This is a genomic window from Roseibium sp. (genome assembly GCF_048260565.1).
Taxonomy (GTDB): domain Bacteria; phylum Pseudomonadota; class Alphaproteobacteria; order Rhizobiales; family Stappiaceae; genus Roseibium.
Genome location: NZ_JBLXGP010000002.1, coordinates 768495 through 789107 on the forward strand (window position 1 = coordinate 768495; position 20613 = coordinate 789107).

Annotated in this window: 20 protein-coding genes; 4 read left to right on the forward strand and 16 right to left on the reverse strand. The window is 60.4% G+C overall.

The window, feature by feature from the left end; genetic code table 11:
* The first annotated feature begins 71 nt into the window (after window positions 1–71).
* Window positions 72–416: a DUF952 domain-containing protein gene (locus ACN0SO_RS07925; protein WP_417676282.1), complete on the forward strand. Its 345-nt coding sequence runs from the start codon at window positions 72–74 to the stop codon at window positions 414–416.
* Window positions 413–1507 carry a quinone-dependent dihydroorotate dehydrogenase gene (locus ACN0SO_RS07930; RefSeq protein ID WP_417676284.1) on the forward strand — a complete coding sequence of 365 codons (1095 nt, stop codon included), beginning with the start codon at window positions 413–415 and terminating at the stop codon, window positions 1505–1507. The genes ACN0SO_RS07925 and ACN0SO_RS07930 overlap by 4 nt, the downstream gene beginning before the upstream one ends.
* On the opposite strand, the gene ACN0SO_RS07935 is transcribed toward ACN0SO_RS07930, so the two are convergent.
* Window positions 1504–2853: an MATE family efflux transporter gene (locus ACN0SO_RS07935; protein ID WP_417676286.1), complete on the reverse strand. Its 1350-nt coding sequence runs from the start codon at window positions 2851–2853 to the stop codon at window positions 1504–1506. The genes ACN0SO_RS07930 and ACN0SO_RS07935 overlap by 4 nt on opposite strands.
* 159 nt (window positions 2854–3012) lie before the next feature.
* Here ACN0SO_RS07935 and ACN0SO_RS07940 point away from each other — a divergent pair, with 159 nt between their 5' ends.
* Window positions 3013–3966 carry a histone deacetylase gene (locus ACN0SO_RS07940; RefSeq protein WP_417676288.1) on the forward strand — a complete coding sequence of 318 codons (954 nt, stop codon included), beginning with the start codon at window positions 3013–3015 and terminating at the stop codon, window positions 3964–3966.
* On the opposite strand, the gene ACN0SO_RS07945 is transcribed toward ACN0SO_RS07940, so the two are convergent.
* The 14 genes from ACN0SO_RS07945 to ACN0SO_RS08010 all read right to left on the reverse strand — a co-directional run bounded on the left by ACN0SO_RS07945 (window position 3947) and on the right by ACN0SO_RS08010 (window position 18889).
* Complete coding sequence (locus ACN0SO_RS07945; protein ID WP_417676290.1) at window positions 3947–4219, reverse strand: DUF6460 domain-containing protein; 273 nt, start codon at window positions 4217–4219, stop codon at window positions 3947–3949. The two genes, ACN0SO_RS07940 and ACN0SO_RS07945, sit on opposite strands and share 20 nt — an antisense overlap.
* A gap of 645 nt (window positions 4220–4864) precedes the next feature.
* Window positions 4865–5209 carry a helix-turn-helix transcriptional regulator gene (locus ACN0SO_RS07950; protein ID WP_417676292.1) on the reverse strand — a complete coding sequence of 115 codons (345 nt, stop codon included), beginning with the start codon at window positions 5207–5209 and terminating at the stop codon, window positions 4865–4867.
* A gap of 407 nt (window positions 5210–5616) precedes the next feature.
* Entirely contained in the window at window positions 5617–5886 is a 270-nt protein-coding gene (locus ACN0SO_RS07955) for a hypothetical protein (RefSeq protein WP_417676294.1), read from the reverse strand.
* Window positions 5887–5990: 104 nt separating this feature from the next.
* A complete protein-coding gene (locus tag ACN0SO_RS07960) occupies window positions 5991–7013 on the reverse strand; it encodes a helix-turn-helix domain-containing protein (protein WP_417676296.1) in 1023 nt (340 codons plus the stop codon).
* Between the two features lie 472 nt (window positions 7014–7485).
* Window positions 7486–8577: a helix-turn-helix domain-containing protein gene (locus ACN0SO_RS07965; RefSeq protein ID WP_417676298.1), complete on the reverse strand. Its 1092-nt coding sequence runs from the start codon at window positions 8575–8577 to the stop codon at window positions 7486–7488.
* A 208-nt stretch (window positions 8578–8785) separates the two neighbouring features.
* On the reverse strand, window positions 8786–9841 hold the full coding sequence (locus ACN0SO_RS07970; RefSeq protein WP_417676300.1) for a helix-turn-helix domain-containing protein: 1056 nt from the start codon (window positions 9839–9841) through the stop codon (window positions 8786–8788).
* Window positions 9842–10038: 197 nt separating this feature from the next.
* On the reverse strand, window positions 10039–12255 hold the full coding sequence (locus ACN0SO_RS07975) for a 3-hydroxyacyl-CoA dehydrogenase NAD-binding domain-containing protein (RefSeq protein ID WP_417676302.1): 2217 nt from the start codon (window positions 12253–12255) through the stop codon (window positions 10039–10041).
* A 21-nt stretch (window positions 12256–12276) separates the two neighbouring features.
* Window positions 12277–12735, reverse strand: a complete 459-nt coding sequence (locus ACN0SO_RS07980) for a cupin domain-containing protein (RefSeq protein ID WP_417676304.1) — start codon at window positions 12733–12735, stop codon at window positions 12277–12279.
* A gap of 9 nt (window positions 12736–12744) precedes the next feature.
* Entirely contained in the window at window positions 12745–13953 is a 1209-nt protein-coding gene (locus ACN0SO_RS07985) for an acetyl-CoA C-acetyltransferase (RefSeq protein WP_417676306.1), read from the reverse strand.
* Window positions 13954–13982: 29 nt separating this feature from the next.
* Window positions 13983–14615 carry a glutathione S-transferase family protein gene (locus ACN0SO_RS07990; RefSeq protein ID WP_417676308.1) on the reverse strand — a complete coding sequence of 211 codons (633 nt, stop codon included), beginning with the start codon at window positions 14613–14615 and terminating at the stop codon, window positions 13983–13985.
* A 34-nt stretch (window positions 14616–14649) separates the two neighbouring features.
* A complete protein-coding gene (locus tag ACN0SO_RS07995) occupies window positions 14650–15807 on the reverse strand; it encodes an acyl-CoA dehydrogenase family protein (RefSeq protein WP_417676310.1) in 1158 nt (385 codons plus the stop codon).
* Between the two features lie 69 nt (window positions 15808–15876).
* Window positions 15877–17673 carry an acyl-CoA dehydrogenase C-terminal domain-containing protein gene (locus ACN0SO_RS08000; RefSeq protein WP_417676312.1) on the reverse strand — a complete coding sequence of 599 codons (1797 nt, stop codon included), beginning with the start codon at window positions 17671–17673 and terminating at the stop codon, window positions 15877–15879.
* Between the two features lie 224 nt (window positions 17674–17897).
* On the reverse strand, window positions 17898–18458 hold the full coding sequence (locus tag ACN0SO_RS08005; protein WP_417676314.1) for a DUF4865 family protein: 561 nt from the start codon (window positions 18456–18458) through the stop codon (window positions 17898–17900).
* Window positions 18455–18889 (reverse strand): cupin domain-containing protein, encoded by a 435-nt coding sequence (locus ACN0SO_RS08010; RefSeq protein WP_417676316.1) that lies wholly within the window; start codon window positions 18887–18889, stop codon window positions 18455–18457. The genes ACN0SO_RS08005 and ACN0SO_RS08010 overlap by 4 nt, the downstream gene beginning before the upstream one ends.
* Before the next feature lie 114 nt (window positions 18890–19003).
* Between ACN0SO_RS08010 and ACN0SO_RS08015 the strand changes: the two genes are divergently transcribed.
* Window positions 19004–19909: a LysR family transcriptional regulator gene (locus ACN0SO_RS08015; protein WP_417676318.1), complete on the forward strand. Its 906-nt coding sequence runs from the start codon at window positions 19004–19006 to the stop codon at window positions 19907–19909.
* Between the two features lie 21 nt (window positions 19910–19930).
* Here ACN0SO_RS08015 and ACN0SO_RS08020 read toward each other — a convergent pair whose 3' ends face one another.
* On the reverse strand, window positions 19931–20395 hold the full coding sequence (locus tag ACN0SO_RS08020; protein WP_190291810.1) for a MerR family transcriptional regulator: 465 nt from the start codon (window positions 20393–20395) through the stop codon (window positions 19931–19933).
* Between the last annotated feature and the right edge of the window lie 218 nt (window positions 20396–20613).

A 20613-nucleotide genomic window follows, 5' to 3' on the forward strand; every position in this document is an offset into this window, starting at 1 on the left:
GATAGGGTCCGCGCCGCCCGGTTCCGGTGGCGGAGACGGGCGAGCAACCCGACTCCCAGGACATGACCCGCATGCGACTGATTTTCAAGATTGTACCTGAAAACCTCTGGCAGGAAGCCGAAGCGCTTGGCGTCTTCAAGGGTGCGCCGGTGGATCTGGCCGACGGCTTCATCCACTTCTCTACCGCGGACCAGGCACGAGAGACAGCTGCCAAACATTTCGCCGGTCAGGAAGGTCTGCTGCTTGCGGCCTTCGATGCGGATGCACTGGGCCCGGATCTGAAATGGGAGCCGTCGCGGGGGGGCGACCTGTTCCCGCATCTTTATGCCGACCTGCCGACATCGCTTGCCGTCTGGGTCCGGCCACTGCCGCTCGGGCCCGATGGCGCGCACGTCTTTCCGGACATTGGACAATGACCGCGTCTCCGTTTGAAAAACTGGCTCTTGCCGGGCTTCACTTTCTGGACGCTGAAACCGCCCACGGCCTGACCATCAAGGCGTTGAAGACCGGTCTTATGCCGAAATGCCCGATCGCCGCCGATCCGCGTCTGGAAGTGCAGCTCTGGGATCTGCGCTTTCCCAATCCCGTCGGCATGGCGGCGGGTTTCGACAAGAACGGTGAGGTTCCCGATGCGCTGTTGAAACTCGGCTTCGGCTTTACTGAGGTCGGGTCCGTCACGCCGAGGCCCCAGCCGGGAAATCCGAAGCCGCGCGTATTCCGTCTGCCCGCCGATCAGGGGGTGATCAACCGCTATGGCTTCAACAACGAAGGCCATGAGGCACTGCGTCGCCGTCTGGACGGGCGCAGACGCCAGACCGGTATCGTCGGCGTCAATGTCGGCGCCAACAAGGATGCCACGGACCGCGTCGCCGATTACGTGGCCGGTATTCACGCCTTCGCCGATCTCGCCTCCTATTTCACCGTCAACGTGTCCTCGCCGAACACGCCAGGGCTGCGCGACCTGCAGGCGCGCGAGGCGCTCGCCGAACTTCTGACCGGCGTCATTACCGCGCGGGACGAGCGCATGCAGGTCGTGGGTCGGCATGTGCCGGTCCTGTTGAAGATCGCTCCGGACGTGGACGAGGCCTCGCTGGAGGATATCATCGAGGAAATCCAGGCCAAATGCGTCGACGGGTTGATCGTCTCCAATACGACCGTTGCGCGCGACGGCCTGACCGATACGGTGACCGCACAGGAAACCGGTGGGTTGTCCGGCCGGCCCCTGTTCCGCAAATCCACCATTGCGCTTGCCAAGGCGCGCCGGCTCGCCGGTCCCGACCTGCCGATCATCGGCGTCGGCGGGATCGACAGCGCGGAAAGTGCCTGGACGAAAATCACTGCGGGCGCGGATCTGCTGCAGCTCTATTCGTCCCTGACCTATCACGGCATCGGCCTCGTCGGAGAGATCCTGAAAGGCCTCTCGGAGAAGCTCGACCAGCATGGACTTAAACACATTTCCGAGGCCCGTGACACCAATCTGGAAGCCTGGGCCGGTCTGGACTTTTAAGCAGGCTGAAAGGTCTGGTTGGCGCGGTGCCGGCACATGGCGGCAAGGCTGATGCCGCGCGCGCCCAGGAAGATTTCCAGCGACAACCACAGGCCGTGGTTTCCCATGAGCGGAAACAGCGTGTAGTAGGCGGCGATATAGATCGCCAGCGACAACAGCATCATGTTGCGCATGTCGCGGGACCATGTCGCGCCGATGAAGACCCCGTCCATCTGGAAGGCGAGCACGCCGAAAAGGGGCGTGAGCGCCGCCCAGGGCAGATAGACGCGCCCGAGTTCCCGCACGCCAGGCGAAACGGTCATGAGATCGACCAGCAGTGGGCCGGCCGCGAAATAGACAAGGGCGAGGCCGAGCGCCAGCGCAAAGCCCCAGAGCGTGGTGAGTTTCACTGCCCGGTCGAACGCCGGCCGATAGCGTGCGCCGACCGCCCGGCCTGCCAGCTGTTCGACCGCCGTCGCCAGGCCGTCGAGAAAATAGCCGCCCACCAGGAAGAATTTCTCCAGGATCGCATTGGCTGCCAGAAGGACATCGCCCTGGTCCGCCGAGCGGGCGGTAAAGAAGGCGAAGGCGAACAGCAGGCTGAAGGAGCGGATCATGATGTCGCGGTTGATCGCCATCATGCGCAGGAGCAGCCTTCGGTCGAAAACGACCGACCACACAGGCCAGGCGCTGCCTCTGGCGGTGCGCAGGATAAGCAGGAGTCCGGCCAGGCAGGTAGCGGCTTCGCTGAGAACCGTGGCGGCGGCGACACCCTCGATGCTCCAGCCGAGGCCCATGACGAACCAGATGCTCAAGGCGATGTTGAGCCCGTTCAGGAAAAGCTGCAGGAACAGCCCGGTCCCGGCACGGCTCAGCCCCAGGAACCAGCCGAGGATCGCGTAATTGGCGAGCAGGAACGGGGCGCTGTAGACGCGGACCTCGAAATACCTTCGGGTGGCCGACTGCACATCCGCGCTGCCGCCCAGAAAGGTCAGGCCGATTTCCAGAAACGGCACCTGCAGGAGAATGACGGCGATCCCGGCGACGGCGGCGATGAACAGGGCGCGCAGAAACGTCGCCTTGATCTCGCTCTGGTCGTCGGCGCCGTAGGCTTGCGCGGTCAGCCCCGTGGTGCCGGACCGCAGGAAATTGAAGGTGGTGAACACCAAGTCGAAGATCACCCCGCCGATGGCGATGCCGCCCACCAAAGCCGCATCCCCGAGCCGACCGATCACCGCCGTGTCCACGACGCCCAGAAGGGGCGTCGACAGGAACGCCAGCGTCATTGGGACCGCGATCGCAAGGACACTGCGATGGGTTACGTCAAACGCCTTTTCAGGCCCGATGTCGGAAATATGCGTTGTCATGGAGCGTCCGGAAGGCGATGACACACTCTTTGGCATTTGCCCTTTGCCGTCAAGCGCATATGAATGCTTCCGGCACCGCCGGTCGGTAGAGATCGCCACGTGCTGCCCCAGCGAAAATCACAGGTGGTTCAGGGGCTTTTCGGGCTGTAATCTGTCGTTATGACGCTGCCGATCGTACATCACCCCGACTATTGCGCCGACCTGCCGGTAAATCACCGGTTTCCGATGGACAAGTTCCGCGCGGTTGCGGAACGCATCGTCGCGGAAGGGCTGTTGAGCGGCGGGAAATTCGTCAGGCCGCGGCCGGCGCCGGCCGAATGGGTCGCCCTGGCCCATGACCGGCGCTATGTCGATCAGGTGTTCGGCGCGCGCGTCCCGGCGGAAATCGCCCGGGAAATCGGATTCCCGATGAACGAGGAAATTGCCCGGCGCGCCCGCTGCGCGACCGGCGGTACCGTTCTGACCGGGTATCTCGCCCTGGAGCACGGCCTTGCCTGCAACACGGCCGGCGGCAGCCATCATGCAAGGCGCGCCCACGGCGCCGGTTTCTGCGTCTTCAACGACGTGGCGGTGGCAATCCGGGTGATGCAGGCGGACGGTGCGATCGAGAAGGCCCTGGTGGTCGATCTGGACGTGCACCAGGGCGACGGAACGGCGGATATCTTCACCGGTGACGACAGTGTCTTCACCTTCTCCATGCACAGCGAGAAGAACTATCCGGTCCGGAAAGTTCCCTCCGACCTGGATATCGCTTTGCCCGACCATACGGGCGACGAGGCGTATCTGGAATGCCTTTTGGGCGTGCTCCCCACCGTCATCGAACGGGCCCGGGCGGACATCGTTTTTTTCAATGCCGGTGTCGATCCCTTTCTTGGAGACAGGCTCGGCCGTCTGGGTCTCAGCCGGGACGGCCTGATCCGCCGCGACCGGTATGTGCTCGAAACCCTGCGCGCAGCAGGGCTTCCGGTCGCAGGTGTTTTGGGCGGAGGCTATTCCACGGATATCGATGAACTGGCCGACCGGCACGTCACCTTGCACCGCGAGGCCATGCGCCTGTGCGATGCAAGGCGTCCGGTGCAGTTCGCCGAAGCCGTTATCTGCCGACCGACTTGATCAGGCGCATGACCAGCCAGATGGGCACGACAATTATGGCGCCGATTGCGAAATAGCGCAGGATGTTTTCGATCGCCGCAAATCCCATATTCCAGAGTCGTTGGACGAATTGCACGGCGTAGTCGACGATCTGGAGCGGATCGAGATCGAGCGCAGACAGGATCACTCCGACCACGAAGGACAGGAACAGGAGCCGGAGGATCACCTGACCGGGAGAACCGCCCATGAATTTGGTGAGGTTGCTGTCGGACATTGATCGATCCTGTCATTGGTGAGGAGAAGGGATTCGGTCAGATAGGCCATCATCTAACGTGATTTTTTGATACTTAAGACGGGTGAATGATAACCGCAATGCCTCGGGAATTTTCATCAGTATTTGCACGATAAAGACAGGCGCATTTTCCTTAAGCTTGGAACATCTATGACACTTTGATGACATTTGGCATATATGGGTAAATATGAAACAAGTTCTGCCAATTACCCCTGCTGGCTTTTGAGGTATTTACCGAATTGCGTCGTAGCGGAAACGCGGCTTCATTCCTCCCATGAAACCGCGGAACATGCAGGCGCGGTTCAGCCATCGCGCTGGAAGACGAATCGTAACGAGGCACCTGACATCGCACATGGCCCCATCTGGCTGCGACTGTTTTGGTTACGGTTTGAAAGCGGCGGTATAAGAATGACAAGGCTGACCCGGTCCGGTAAGTAAACCTGTGAACTTTGGTTCTGCATACGGCGGATGCAGATACCGAGATGGCCGATATGGGTTGTCGAGATGACAATCCCGGGCCGCGCAGCAAAGGCCGGATATTTACAGACGGGCCCCGTACGGCGTACGGGGCCCGTTTTCTTTTCATGCGTCCGACACGGCGAAATCGACCGGGTATCGCCCGATACTCTAGCGGTTGCGGCGATATTGGCTTGGCGAGATGCCGAACCAGGTCTTGACCGCCCGGGAAAAGGAACTCGGTTCGGAAAAGCCGAGGAGGAAGGCGACTTCCTTCAAATTCAGGTTCGTATCGCGCAAATATTTGGATGCCAGCGTCCGACGGCTCCTGTCGGTGAGGTCCCGAAAGCACGTTCCCTCCGTTTCCAGGTGACGCTGCAGGCTGCGCCGGGATATCCCAAGGCTTCTGGCAACCGTTTCCAGTTTGCAGTCACCGGCCTTGAAATGTTCGTTGATGGCAGCCTTGATGCGGGCAATCGGATCCTGCAGCGACAGCACTTTTTCGACTTCGGCCATCGCGTTCAACTTAACCAGGCCGAAAAGGCTTTCTTCGTTTTCCGGGGGCGGCGGCATCGAGATACCGGGAAGGTATCAGGATCCTGTCCCGAGCCTGTGAGAATAAAAGGTGATTGCCGTATTCGTTCTGGAAACAGGATGTGCATCTGCGGACCGGAACGGTCAGCTCGATCGTCAGGTGCACATTCGGATCCTGAACGATGTGCCCGATGCGGCTCGCTGCCCAGGCGATTTTGGCAAATATGTTCTCAGACCGCGGGCCGAGCCGGTCCGGAATATCCCGGGTGAGGACACCGAACTCCGGTTCCTGGGTGAAAATCATGTGATAGCAATTGGTGCGCAGCGCAATGAACCGCTGCCAGTTTTACACGGCGGCACGAAGCGTTGGCGCGCAAAGCGCCACACAGTCAAACGTTGGTATGGCGCCGTGCGGCAGGTCGGACATAGTAGTCCAGCATCGCGGCGTCGTCGCCGATGAGTTCCGCCGCATACTCGAACACCTCGAGCAAAAGCGACATTTCCACTTTCTGGTCTTTCAGGTCCGAGGCATCTCCGGAGAGGGGAAAGTGCTGGACGAGATTTTCCCAACACCGCCCATTCGAGTTGAGAAGCGGCTCCAGGTAGCTGATCTGTTCAGCCTGTCCCCATTCCCCGCAGTGCCGTTTCCTGGCAGCCAAGCCGCCTTTCCTCCCTGCAAACTCTGCTGCCGATGAAACATCGGGCACTACAGTTTAGGCCGCGAAAGCTTGATTGTTATGGGTCGTTTCATTGGTGTTTTTAACTAGTTTATCCGTCGCGTGCCGCTTTCGCGGATTTTTCGCGGAGGAACGCCGTACCAGGTCTTGACCGCCCGGGAGAACGTACTCAGTTCCGAAAACCCGAGAAGAAAGGCAATTTCCTTGAAAGGCAGGTCGGTGCTTTGCAGATAGCGTTCTGCGGCCGTCTTTCGAATGTCCTCGGTCAGCTTGCGGAACGTGGTCCCTTCCTGTTCCAGGACACGCTGGACGGAGCGTTGCGACATGCCGAGGTTCTGAGCGATCTGCGCCAGGTTGCACGTGCCGTTCTTCAGGGTTTCCGCGATCTCGTTCGCAACCCGGGACATCGGCGAGTTCCGGTTCTGGAACAGACCCAATTCCCGGAACGCAGAGGTCTGGATAATCGCATAAAGATTGTCCTCGTTCTGCGGCAGGCGCTTCGACAACAGATATGCGGGAATCGAGATGCAGTTGCGAAGGCGGTTGAACCTGACTTTCCGGCCGTAGCGCTCAAGAAAGTCAGACTGATCTTTCGGTGCCGGCGTCGCCAGTTCGATCGCGATCGGCGGATGGTCGGTTTCAAGCACGATTTCAAAGCGTCTGGCTGCCCAGCCTATGCGTGCATACATGCTTTGGCACCAGATACCGCGCCCTTCCAGGATCGGCCACTCGAGAATGCCGTAGTGTTCATCCTCATGATAATGCAGGCCATAGGCGTTGGTGCGCATGGGCATGAAGCGCTTCCAGGCCTTGCACGCATCCCTGAGTGTCGGAGCACAAATGAACAGGTAATCGAATACGGAAAATGCGCCGACATCCATCTTGTTGAAAATGTCGAACATGATGGCGTCGCTGCCTAGTTCCTGCGCCACATGTTCGAAGACGTCGAGCCAGGTGGTTATCGGAACAGTGCCCTCCGGATCGTCGATAACGGCAGGGTCGAATTTATGAAGCTCGGCAATTGCCCGCCAATCCAGCTTGGCGGCCGGGGAATGGTACTTCAGAGCCCTGAATGCATCGGAACGCATCCATTCAGTTTTGGATGGCATGGACGTCCCCCGTCAGCGCAGGTGCACGCAGGGCGTGCGGGGTCACAAGGTACCTCTATTGGCGCGTTTTGTCTAATTTACGGTTTAATCTGCCAAATTTGCAGCCCGGATAACTACGAACACGCGGACTTGGAAAAAGGAAGCATACCGTTTCATTGGATTAAGTCGGATTGTCTCGACCTGAAGAGGAGACGCCGTTGTTTTCGCGGCTTTGAAAATATAGTTGCAAGATATGGAAAATTACGTATTATCCCGTATATGGAATCCCTGATGGAATCAGTTGTGGAAATGGAAATGAAATCAGCTGGTTAACCTCGCCGTCTCGTGCGGAGTGACCGGTTCGATCAGACACTTTCCAGAAAGTCAGAAAGCATTGTTCGATACCGGCATGTGGCCCCATCACAAAGATAAGCCGGACGTTTGCCTTACTGAACGCGCCGAATAGGCGTCTATCCGTTCAGCAGAATCCCGGTCAGGAACCTGATGGCCGGTCGCCGCTTTGTTCACGGATAGCGCGCGGCGGCTGGCCAAACCATCTCTTCACAGCTCTGGAAAATGCGCTGGCTTCCGAAAAGCCGAGCAGATAGGCGATTTCCTTTATCGGCAGATTCGTTTGGGTGAGATAATGTCCGGCCATGGAACTTCGGGCATTTTCCAGGACATGCCGGAAACATGTTCCCTTCCGTTCGAGCGCTCTTTGCAATGCCTTCTGGGTTAGCCCCATGATGGATGCCACATGTCCCATCGAAAAGTCCCCGGACCTTAGGCAATATTCGACGGTCGCATCCAATTCAGGCAGTGGGGACACTTCCCGCGATCGGTCCTGCATATCCCGTTCGGCAGCGTTTACAATGATCTTCAAAAGACCGCCATCCGCCTTGGGAGGTCGGCTGTCCAGAAGCGGCACCGGGATGAGAATGCGGTTTTCCGTGCGGCCGAAATGAGTGCGGTTGTCGTATTTTTCCAGGAACCGGCAGCTTTGTTTCGGCGCCGGAGCCGCGAATTCCAAACGGATTTGTTCCACAATTGTGCCCAGAACCAGTTCAATGCGACCCGCAATCCAGGCAACAAACGCATATGTTGCTTGAAAAGAGGTGCCATTTCCGTCGGGTAGTCGGCACTGCAGCACTCCATAGTCGTTGTCTTCTGAATACTGCAATACGACCGAATTGCTGTGCAGGGGATAAAATCGCTGCCAGTTCCGCAACGCGTCGCGAAGGCTGGGTGCGAGCAGGCCGACATAATCGAAGGTGTAGGCATAGCCTTGCGGAAGCGTGCTGAATTCATTCAGTATGGCGGCATCGTCTCCGATTGCCTGGGCGACTTCCTCAAAAAGGCAGATCACGTCATGTACATTCAACTTGCGGTCCTGGTCATCCAGATCGCCGGGAACAAGACCGTACGCCGCTTTCATGCGAACCCAGTCAAGCCCTCTAGATCTGGCCATCTTGGCCAATACCGTAAGCGGCCTGGCAACGATCCATTCGGACGCCTCTGTCTTGTCAGAGGAGGCTTCCGGAAAGACGACCGGTGCCAATCGGTTGGATTTGACGGTTTCAGGCAAGGACAGGGTCTTCGGGCTCTACTAAGGTATATGTGTAAAATCACTTACAAATATGACCTAGAGGAATAATTATTAGTGTCAAGCATTGTCGGGTGATGTGGAAGGGAAAACGGAAAATCAGAAAATATACTGTATAAAATACTAATGATTAGGCAGTGTATTGCATGCGAACTGATTGTGACCCTGTTGAAAACCGGAATAACGCGCTTTAATGGTGGCGGAGCAGGGAAGCGCGCGCTAACGGAAGGTCATGTATCCGTTGCCGGACGGACTTCGGCGAGACGCCGTACCAGCTCTTTACCGCACGGGAAAACGTGCTGATCTCGGAGAAACCCAGAAGATACGCAATCTCCTTCATCGGCAGCTCTGTATTGACCAGATACTTTTCCGCGATGGAGCGGCGGACTTCCGCGAGCAGGTTTCTATAGGTCGTGCCATGGTCGCTGAGTGTTCTCTGAAGACTGCGGCGCGACATGCCGAGCTCCCTCGCGACGGCCTCCGCCGAGCAGTCTCCGTCCTGCAGCATGGTGCACATCGCTTCCACGATCCTGTTGAGCGGCGATGTTTCCGAGCTGCGTTCCTTGATGATGCTGTAGACGTGCTGCTCGATGATTTGCAGTAAAACCGGATCCGCGGTGGAAGGGCGATGGTCCAGCAGTCGGGCCGGCACGATGACACCGTGATCGGGCTGACTGAACTTGACCCTGCGATCGTATTTCTGCAGCACCCGGGAGGGGGAAGAGGGACGTGGAGACGAGATGCGGATCTTCACATCCTCACAGGCTCCGTCCAGGAGCATTTCGGTTCGTCTGACCGCCCAGCCGAGAAAGGCCAGGGAAAATTGCGTGACGTCGCGATAAAGGCTCGGAATGGTCCATTCCAGCTTCGCGCCTTCCGAATTTTCCGAATAGATCGTCTTGGCGCAATTGCTCCGCAGAAGGGTGACCTTGGCCCAGTTCTTGAGCCCCTCCCTTACCGTCGGCGCACAAAGGCCGACATAGTCGTATCCTTGAGTGAAGCCGACAGGCGTTTCATAGAAGTGATCAAGGATCTGGGCATCGTCGCCGATGGCCTGTGCCACCTGATTGAAAAGTTCGAGCGCGGTCTCCATACCCACGGTCGCGTCCGGGGCTTCGATCCTTGCCACGTCAATGTCGTGAGATTTCAAGATCCCCGCCCAGTCCAGCCCTCGCGCTTTGGCCAGCACGCCCAGACGGGCGACCGGGCTTCCCTGGATCCATGCACTGTTTTTCGGCTGAACCATGATCCTCTCAGTCGGGCCGCGTATCGAACGGTGCGTCCGACCATTAATGCACAGGACGGTAAAGAGGCGATGGATTATTTTCGTCGAGGCGATTTTTCCTGAGGAAATAGTCTTTGGCCGGGGCCGCAATCCGAGAGTTGCTTCACCTCATCCGAAGGGACTTCAGGCGTCCCTCCGGCGGGTGAAGCGACAGGCGGTCAGGCCGCCTCTGCGGCCTTCTCCTGCTCCTTAGGCGGGAATTTTCCGTAGAAGGTTTCGTTCGTTTTCGCCATTTCACGCAGCAGCCGGTTCGGTTTGAACCGCGGGCCCCATTTCTTCGTGAACTGCCGGCAGAGCTTGACGAAGGCAGCCGTTCCCATCGTGTCGATGTAGGACAGGGTGCCGCCGGAATAAGGCGCGAAGCCGAAGCCGAGGATCGAGCCGACATCGGCTTCGCGGACATCGGTCAGGCACTTCTCCTCAAAGATCCGCGCCGTTTCCAGAGCCTGCATCACCAGAAGGCGCTGCTTGAGTTCCTCGATGTTGAATTGCTCCGCCGGTTTCGGCGCGCCGACCACGTCGGGGATACCGGGCCACAGCTGCTTGTCCCGGCCCTGGTAGTCGTAGAAGCCCTTGCCGTTCTTGCGGCCGAAGCGTTCGCGCTTGACCACCATGTCTTCCAGGATGTTGTCGAGCGGGCCTTCGACATATTTGATGCCGAGATCCTTGCGGGTCGCGGAGACGATCTTCCAGGCAAGATCCAGTGCGACTTCGTCGCCGAGCGAAAGGGGGCCGACCGGCATGCCGGCCATCCGGCCGGCGTTTTCGATCATGGCGGCCGGGACACCATCGGCCAGCATCATCAGGCCCTCGCGGATATAGGTCATGACCACACGCGAGGTGTAGAAGCCGCGGCTGTCGTTGACCACGATCGGGGTCTTCCTGATCGCCTTGATGTAATCGAGCGCCATGGCGAGTGCCCGGTCGGAGGTCTTCTTGCCCATGATCACTTCCACCAGCATCATCTTGTCGACCGGCGAGAAGAAGTGGATGCCGATGAAGCTCTTCGGGCGCTTGGAGGCCTGGGCGAGCGAGGTGATCGGCAGCGTCGAGGTATTGGAGGCGAAGATCGCGCGGCTCTTCATCACCGCTTCCGCCTTTTCCGTTACGCCACGCTTGATCTCGCGATCCTCGAAGACCGCCTCGATCACCAGGTCGCAGTTGGCGAGTTCCTCATAGTCGGTCGTTGCCAGAATTTTCGAAAGCAGCTTGTCCTTCTGCTCCTGCGTTGCCCGGCCGCGCTGGATTGCCTTTGTCAGCAGGGCGTCGGAATGGGCCTTGCCCTTGTCCGCGCTTTCCTGGTCCCGGTCGATCAGCACCACATCGATGCCGGCCTGCGCGGTGACATAGGCAATACCCGCCCCCATGAAGCCGGCGCCGAGAATGCCGATTTTCTTGATCTTGTTCGGCCGCTCGGCCGCGGGACGGCGGGCGCCCTTGTTCAGCTCCTGCATGGAGACGAACAGGGAGCGGATCATGTTGGCCGCTTCCGGCGTCTGAAGAACCTTTGCGAAGTAGCGGCTTTCCACCTGCAGCGCGAGATCCATCGGCAGCTGAAGACCTTCCACCACCGCATGCAGCAGATAGCGCGGGCCGGGATAGTTGTCGTGGGTCTCGCGCCGGTAGATCGCGTTGGCCGCCGGCCAGAACTGGAAGCCCTGCGGGGAGTAGATCTTGCCGTTGGGCAGCTTGAAGCCCTTCTTGTCCCAGGGCTTGACCGGGTCGACACCGGCCTTGAGCAGCTTTTTCGCCGCCTCCACCAGCTTCCGGGCCGGAGCCGCGCCGTCGACCAGCTTCATGGCCAGCGCCTGCTTGGTCCTCAGCGTCTTGCCCTGGAGCAGGAACTGCATGCCCTGCTGTCCGTCGGTCATGCGCATGACGCGTTGGGTGCCGCCGGCACCGGGGAAGAGCCCGACCTTGACCTCGGGCAGTCCCATCTTGAAGCCATCGTCATCGGCAACGATGCGCGCGTGGCAGGCAAGTGCGAGTTCCGTGCCGCCGCCCATGCAGGTGCCGGCCACCGCGGCGACGAACGGCTTGCCGCAGGTTTCCAGCTTCCTGTAGATCAGCGACAAGCGGCGCGAGCCCTCGAACAGGGTCCTGGCCGCGCCCTCCGGGTCGCCCCGACGCTTGAGATGGAAGTCCTGCAACAGGCTTTCCAGCATGGTCAGGTCGGCGCCGCCGGTAAACGACGACTTGCCGGAGGTGATGACGGCGCCCTTGATCGCCTCGGTGCCGGCGACCTCGTCGACCAGCGCATCGAGTTCGTCCATGACCGTCATGTCGATCACGTTCATCGAGCGGCCGGGCATGTCCCAGGTGATCAGGGCAATGCCGTCGGTGTCGGTTTTCAGTGTGAAATTGGTGTAGGTCATGCGTTCATGCCTCCCTTCGCCTCAGTAGGGCGTTCCATCTTTGTGCATCAGCCGCTTCGACTGGTTGATCCGCTCGAAATGCAGGTCGGCGTCCGTGTAGCTGACGACCTCGGCGGCAGCGCGCGTGCCGATCTCCAGATAGACGACATCCCGATCGGTGTTGTTGAGCAGACGGTGCCCGACGCCCGCACCGGCCTTGAAGCCGGCGGCCTCTCCGGCCTTGAGGATCTCGACGCTGTCGCCTTCCTCCAGGACTGCCTCGCCCTCAAGGATGAAGACGAATTCGTCCTCGTTTTCATGCCAGTGTTTCAGGGCCGATCCCGCCCCCGGTTTCAGCCGGGTCAGGTTGACCCCGAACTGGGTCAAGTTTGCGGCATCGCCGAGCGCCTGTTTCTCCCGGCCTTCGGTCGCTTTTGCATAGGGCTCGGGGTAGATGGTCTTCGAAAGTGCGGGAACGGACGCGATATCGATTTTAGGCATATCGTCTCCTCACACACGCTCGATGATCGTTGCCGTTCCCATCCCTGCGCCGATGCACAGGGTGACAAGGGCCGTGTTCAGGTCGCGTCGTTCCAGTTCGTCCAGCACGGTGCCGAGGATCATGGCGCCGGTGGCACCCAGCGGATGCCCCATGGCAATCGCGCCGCCGTTGACGTTGACGATTTCCGGATCGAGGTCGAAGGCCTGCTGGTAGCGCAACACGACGGAGGCGAAGGCCTCGTTGATCTCGAACAGGTCGATGTCCTTCAGCGTCATCTTCGTGTTGCGCAGGAGCTTTTCCGTCACATCGACCGGGCCGGTCAGCATGATGGCCGGTTCGGATCCGATGTTGGTGAAGGCCCGAATCCGCGCGCGCGGTTTCAGGTCCGCCGCCTTGCCGGCCTTTCTGGAGCCGATCAGAACGGCTGCGGCCCCGTCGACGATGCCGGAAGAGTTGCCCGCGTGGTGAACGTGCCGGATTTTCTCCACTTCCGGATGCGCCTGGATGCCGACCGCGTCGAAACCGCCCATGCTGCCCATGAGCTCGAAGGAGGGATTGAGCGAGGCGAGCGACTGCATATCGGTTTCCGGCCGCATGTGTTCGTCACGGTCGAGAATGGTGATCCCGTTGATGTCTTTCACCGGAACCACGGACTTGGCGAACCGACCTTCCGCCCAGGACTTTCCAGCCCGCTTCTGGCTTTCCACCGCATAGGCATCGCAGTCGTCGCGGGAAAAGCCGTATTTGGTGGCGATCAGGTCGGCGGAGACGCCCTGCGGCACGAAATAGGAAGGCACGGCCACCTGCGGTTCGATCGGCCAGGCACCGCCGGAGGCGCCGATCCCGACCCGGCTCATGCTCTCCACGCCGCCGGCAATCACGAGCTGATGCTGGCCGGCCATGACCTGTGCCGAGGCCGTGTTGACCGCATCGAGGCCGGAGGCACAGAACCGGTTGATCTGCATGCCCGGCACGGACGTGTCGTAACCGGCGGCAAAGACCGCCGCGCGGGCGATGTCGCCGCCCGCTTCTCCGACCGGATCGACACAGCCGAGGATGACGTCGTCCAGCTTGCGCGTGTCCAGGCCGTTGCGGTCACGCAGGGCCTCGAGCGCGGTCGCCGCGAGGCGCACGCTCGGAACTTCATGCAGGGCGCCGTCCTTTTTGCCGCGTCCGCGCGGCGTGCGAACGTGATCGTAGATATAGGCTTCTGCCATCGTTTCCTCCTAAAAGCTTTTGGTGCAGCCTACGCCGGCAGGGGATGCCCCGGCATCAGGTCGTAGGGTGCTTTCCAGCCGGGCAGGGCGCTGATGTTCCCCAGCCAGCGGTTGATGTTCTTGAACGGCGCAAAGTCGACACCGATTTCCTCCGGCCAGTAGAGGTAAGAGCACAGCGACAGGTCGGCGATCGTCGGCTTGCCGCCGACGACAAAGTCGCGGCCTTCCAGATGGTGCTCGAGGACCTTGTAGGCGCCGATTGCCCGGCCTTCGAGCCACTTCACCACCTCGGTTTCGCCGGTCTTGGCGAAGATCCGCAGGTATCGGAGCGTCGCGGTGTAGCTCGTCAGCTTGTGGTTATCGAACAGGATCCAGCGCAGGACCTCGCGCCGCTCCGTGTCGTCCGTCCAGCCGAAGGTGCCGAGCTTTTCGACGAGATAGTCGAGGATCACCCCGGACTGGGTCAGTTTCAGCCCGGCGTGCTCCAGCACCGGGATCTCGCCCATCTCGTTATAGGTTTCCCGGAAATCCGGGGCACGCGATCCGCCATTGAAGAAGTCATTCCACTTCGGTTCCCAGTCGGCGCCGGAGAGTTCCAGCATGAGGGCGGGCTTGTAGGCGTTTCCGGATTGGGCGAAGCAGTGCAGTACGTATTCGGCCATGAAAAACTCTCAGGGTTTGGCTGTCGCTTGTGCCTCAAAGGCTGCGGGCGATCAGCACCTTCATGATTTCATTCGTCCCGGCGTAGATGCGTTGCACGCGGGCATCCGCGTAGAGCCGGGCGATCGGGTACTCGTTCATGTAACCGTATCCACCGTGAAGCTGGAGGCACTCGTCCATCACTTTGCATTGAAGATCGGTGGTCCAGTACTTGGCCATGGAGGCGGTGACGCTGTCGAGCTTGCCTTCGATGTGGCGCTGAATGCAATCGTTGACGAACACCCGCCCGATCGTGGCCTCGGTCTTGACCTCAGCCAGCTTGAACTGGGTGTTCTGGAAATCCAGGATGGATTTGCCGAACGCCTTGCGCTCCTTCACGTAATCGATCGTGACCATGAGCGCCCGTTCGATGGCCGCCATCGCCTGGCAGGCGACCAGAAGCCGTTCCTGCGGCAGTTGCTCCATCAACTGGTAGAAGCCCCGGCCTTCCTCCGCCCCGATCAGGGCGTCGGCGGGAACGCGGACATCCTCGAAAAAGAGTTCCGACGTGTCGTTGCCCTTCAATCCCAACTTGTCCAGGTTGCGCCCGCGCTTGAAACCGTCGACCTGTTCTGTTTCGACCACGAACAGGGAAATGCCCTTTGCGCCCTGGGCCGGGTCGGTCTTGGCGACGACGATGATCAGGTTGGCGAGCTGGCCGTTGGTGATGAAGGTCTTGCTGCCGTTGATGACGTAGTGATTGCCGTCCTTGCGGGCGGTGGTCTTCACGCCCTGAAGGTCCGATCCGGCACCCGGTTCCGTCATGGCGATGGCGCCGACGAGATCGCCGGAGACGAGACCGGGCAGCCAGCGCTTCTTCTGGTCCTCCGATCCGTAGTGCAGGATATAGGGCGCGACGATCGCCGAGTGCAGCGCGATGCCGAAATGATCGAAACCGTCGACGCCCAGCCGGTGGATGATCGCCGCCTCATGGGCAAAGGTGCCCCCGGCGCCGCCGTAGGCTTCGGGGATGGCCGGGCACAGGAAACCGCCGTCGCCGGTCTTCTTCCAGGCTTCCCGGCTGACGCTTCCCGCCGTGACGAAGTCCTCGTAGTCCGGCGCGATCTCCTGTTCCAGGAAGCGTGCGAACGCTTCGTCCAGAAGAGTGATTTCCTCATCCTGATAGGACGGTGCCGGAACCTCCAGAACACCCATGATTGCTTCTCCCAAATTCTCTGTATCTTTTGTTCGCGGGCAACCTTCTCCTCCTGCCCGCGACGCAGACTAGAAGGCCTCCTCGGGCAGCGCCATCATCGTGTCGGCGCCGCTCGAGATCCGGGCGAGATGCGCGGCCGTCTCCGGCATCAGCCGCTCCATGAAGAACGTGCCGAAGGCCAGTTTGGCCTTGAGCCAGTCTTGCCTGTCGCCCGCGCCTTCGCTGAGCTTCTCCTGCACGGTCTTGGCGATCCTCGCCCACATGTAGCCGAGCGCGACGAGGCCGAAGAGATGCATGTAGTCGGTCGATCCGGCGCCGGCGTTGTCGGGCTTCGTCATGGCGTTGTTCATGAACCACATGGTGGCCCTCTGCAGGTCCTCCAGGCCGTTTTTCAGCGGACCGGTGAAGGCGGCAAGCGCCTCGTTTTCACCGTTCTCCTGCAGGAAGGTGCCGACCTCGTTGAAGAAGCCCATCACTGCGCGGCCGCCATGAGCCGGCAGTTTGCGGCCGACCAGGTCCAGCGCCTGGATGCCGTTCGCGCCCTCGTAGATCATGGCGATGCGGGCGTCGCGGACGAACTGTTCCATGCCCCATTCGGCGATATAGCCGTGACCGCCGAACATCTGCTGGGCATTGACCGTGTTGGCAAAGCCCGTGTCGGTCAGAACCCCCTTCAGCACTGGGGTCATCAGGCCCATCATGTCGTCGGCGGCCTGCCTGGCCTTGTCGTCTTCCGAGCGGTGGGAGATGTCGCCGTTGAGCGCGGTCCACAGGACCAGCGCGCGGGCGGCTTCGTTGAAGGCACGGATGCCCATCAGCACGCGGCGCACGTCCGGATGGACGATGATCGGATCGGCGGCCTTGCCCGGTTCTTTCGGTCCCGACAGCGCGCGGCCCTGCAGCCGGTCCTTGGTATAGGTGACCGCGTTCTGGTAGGCGACTTCCGACTGGGCCAGGCCCTGGATTGCCACGCCGAGGCGCGCTTCGTTCATCATCGTGAACATGGCGCGCAGGCCCTTGTCTTCCTCGCCGACGAGCCAGCCTTTCGCCTCGTCGTAGTTCATGACGCAGGTGGCGTTGCCGTGAATGCCCATCTTGTGTTCCAGCGCGCCGCAGGAGACGCCGTTGGCGGCCCCCGGCGTTCCATCCTCGCCGATGAGCTTTTTCGGCACCACGAACAGGGAAATGCCCTTGGTGCCTTCCGGCGCTCCCTCGATGCGGGCGAGGACCAGATGGATGATGTTTTCCGACAGGTCGTGGTCGCCGGCGGAAATGAAGATCTTGGTGCCTGTAATCCGGTAGCTGCCGTCCGCTTCGGGAACGGCTTTGGTGCGGATCAGGCCGAGATCCGTGCCGCAGTGGGGCTCGGTCAGGTTCATGGTGCCGGACCAGGTGCCGGCGATCATGTTGGGAAGATACTTTGCCTTCTGCTCGTCCGTTCCATGCAGGGTAAGCGCCGCGATCGCTCCAGCCGTCAGGCCCGGATACATGGCAAAGGCCATGTTGGCGGACGACAGATACTCGTTCATGATGGCGGCAAGCGTGTGCGGCAGGCCCTGTCCGCCGAACTCCGAAGACGCAGAAAGACTGCCCCAGCCGGCCGCGCAAAACGCCGAATAGGCGTCCTTGAATCCGCCCGGCGCGGTCACGGTGCCGTCGTCGGCCCTTTTGCAGCCCTCAAGGTCGCCCGTGCGGTTCAGCGGCTGAATAACTTCCTCGCAGAATTTTGCACCTTCGCGCAGGATCGCTTCGACGAGATCCGGCGTGGCATCTTCGAAACCGGGAAGATTGCTGTAACGATCGAATCCCAGGACGTCATTGAGCAGGAAGAGGGTGTCTTCCACGGGGGCACTGTAACTCGGCATGAAATCCTCCCTGAGCGTTTCCGCGGATCTTATACCTTACGTTTGCGTAAACGTAAGCGTTTGGGACAGATACGCGTTTATGATCTGCGAGACAAGCGATGTCCTTACGTCAACCTGTGCGCTTTTTTTGAATAATAGACCAGGTGGTGCCGCTGAAAATGGAAAACCGGAGATTTCTCCCCGGTTTCAGCTTGTTGATAGGAACGGTGGCCTGCGGTCGAATGCTAGGGCAGGGCGACGTAGCCGACCCGGTAGAGTTGGGTCTCTTCGGATTCGCGATCTGGCGGCGACTGCCAGAGGCAAAACCGCAAGCTTTTCCAGCTTGTTGGATCGAAGGCGGTCACACAGGCGACCGCCTTCGGATCGCTCAAGGAGTTGCGTGCGCTTTCCGCTGCCTCGGAACGCTGCGCCTGCAGGTCGCAGTAAGGGCGGATCGGCCGGATATCCCGGCTGGCATAGCGCGCCCGGGTGAGATCCTTGCCCAGCTCCGCATGCCAGCCGATCCAGGTCGCCACACCCGGACGGCCGAAATCCCGAGACACGGCTTCGAAACCGGGGCCGGACAGAAAGCGATCTGCCCCTTCCGGCGCGTCCCAGAGATAGAACGGCGCATAGAGATTTTCGTAAGATCCGATATCGCCGTCCTTGCGATCGGCGAAGAGGTAGGCCTTGAACCGCAGGTGGGGAAATCCGTCAAGCAGATGCCCCTTGTCGCGAATGCGTCGGTCAATGATCTCCATGTCATAGTCGGCCGGCAGCACGAAGCTGTATTGCATTGCCATCATTGTCCGGCCTCCTGCAGAACAACGGGTTCCATCCAGTCAACGGCGCTACCGTCCTTGACGCCCTGGATGCTGATGTAGCTGAACGTGGCTGTGGGGGCAGCGCCGTGCCAGTGGCGTTCGCGGGGCGCGATCCAGACGCAGTCTCCGGCACGGATTTCCCGGATCTCGCCACCGTCACGCTGAACAAGGCCTTCACCGTCCAGAACATACAGGATCTGCCCGCGCGGATGGCTGTGCCAGTGGGTGATGACGCCAGGTCCGGCAACACCGTGCATGACGGTGTTTTCTCCGTCTGCCCTGCTGCTCAGCAGCATCTCATACCGGAACGGACGATTTGAAATGCCGGCGGGCACGTCTTGTAAGGCAACGCCTGCGCGACAAACCGTCAATTCGGGTGGGCAGGCATCGTTCATTTCAAAGTCAGCGCTCATGGGCTCCTCTCCGGATAACGCGGTCATCGATTGACACAGGCACCCTAGATCAGCAGTATCATCCGTAAAATCAGGAAATATTTGATTGATAGTCCAGAAATACGGGATAATGGAATGCGTTTCACCAATCTGGACATGGATGCCCTGCGCAGCTTCGTCACCGGCATGGAGCTCGGTTCTTTCACCCGAGCGGCCGACCGGCTCGGCCGATCTACCTCGGCGATCAGCGCGCAACTCAAGAAGATCGAGGAACAGGCAGGCGTGCCCCTCGTGCGCAAGTCGGGACGGGGGCTGGTGCCGACGGCAAGCGGCGAACAGCTTCTGTCCTATGGCCGCCGGATCCTGGAACTGAACGACGAAGCGGTCGGTGCGGTGAAAGGTGCGGATCTGGACGGCTGGGTGCGTCTGGGCTTGCAGGAGGACTTCGGCGATGCCCTGTTGCCCCGGGTGCTGGGACGGTTCGCCCGCGCCCACCCCAGGGTCAGCATCGAGGGGCGCATTGCCCGAAACAGCGAACTGATCGAAAAAGTGACGTCCGGCGATCTGGATCTGGCAATTGCCTGGGAAGGCGGAGAGGCGGTGCCCTTCGCTCGGCGTATTGCAGAGGTGCCCCTTTGTTGGCTCGGAGCGGCGGACCTGGAGGCGGATTGGCGTCCGGATCGTGAAGCGCCTGTGGCATTGGCCGCCCTCGATGCACCGTGCCTGTTCAGGACGATCGCCTGCGACCGGCTGGACCGGCAGGGGAGGTCATGGCGTCTATCGTTCGTGAGCCCGGGCCTGGCCGGCCTGGGCGCCGCGGTTTCCGCAGGCCTCGGGATCTCCGTGCGCACGCCGGTCGGGTTGCCGAAGGGGACCAGAATGCTGGACCCGACGGCACATGATCTCCCCGAGCTGCCGTCTCTCGGGTTGATGCTTCATCGTGGGCGAAAGACCTTGAGTCCGACCGCGGAACATCTGGCATCGGTGTTGTGCGAGACCCTGGCAGACATCCTGGCGGACGGCTGCCGGGGCGCCGCGTGAAGAAAGGGGAAGGACGGGGGCCTATTCCTCGCCTTCGGCTTCCTTCTGCTTCAGCATGCCGGAGACGATTTCAACCGTGCGCGACAGCTCCTCGATCGCCTGTTCGATGTCCTTGCGCTGGACTTCCAGAATGGCGATCTGCTCGTTGAACCGCGAAAGCGCGACACGCAGTTGCGTCACCTGGCCGTCGCGCAGATCGTAGAGATCCAGCATGTCCCGGATTTCGGTCAAGGAGAAGCCAACCCGCTTGCCCATCAGGACAAGCTTCAGCCGTGCGCGGTCGCGCCGGTTGTAGATCCGGTTCATGCCGTCGCGTTTCGGATTGAGCAGGCCCTTGTCTTCGTAAAACCGCAAGGTGCGCAGGGTGCAGCCGAATTCCTTGGCGAGGTCGCCGATTGTGAATTGGGTCTTCTTGGTGCTTTCGTCTCGCGCGGCGACGACATCGACCAGTTCATTGTCGCTCAGGATGGAGAGGGCTTCGCTCATCGGGTATTCGCCTGTGTTCACGTTGTTGCTTATTGCGGCCTGACCGGCCGTATTAATCTCGATGTGTCTGAGAATGTTCGGGTCCGAAGCCGCACAGGGCCGGGCACATGTCGCGATACGGCTGAAAGACGGCTGCTTCCGTTACGGTTATGTGTAGCTTACGCGAACGTAACCGTCCAGTAGGCAGGTCGATAACCGTTTAATTACGTTAACGGTTG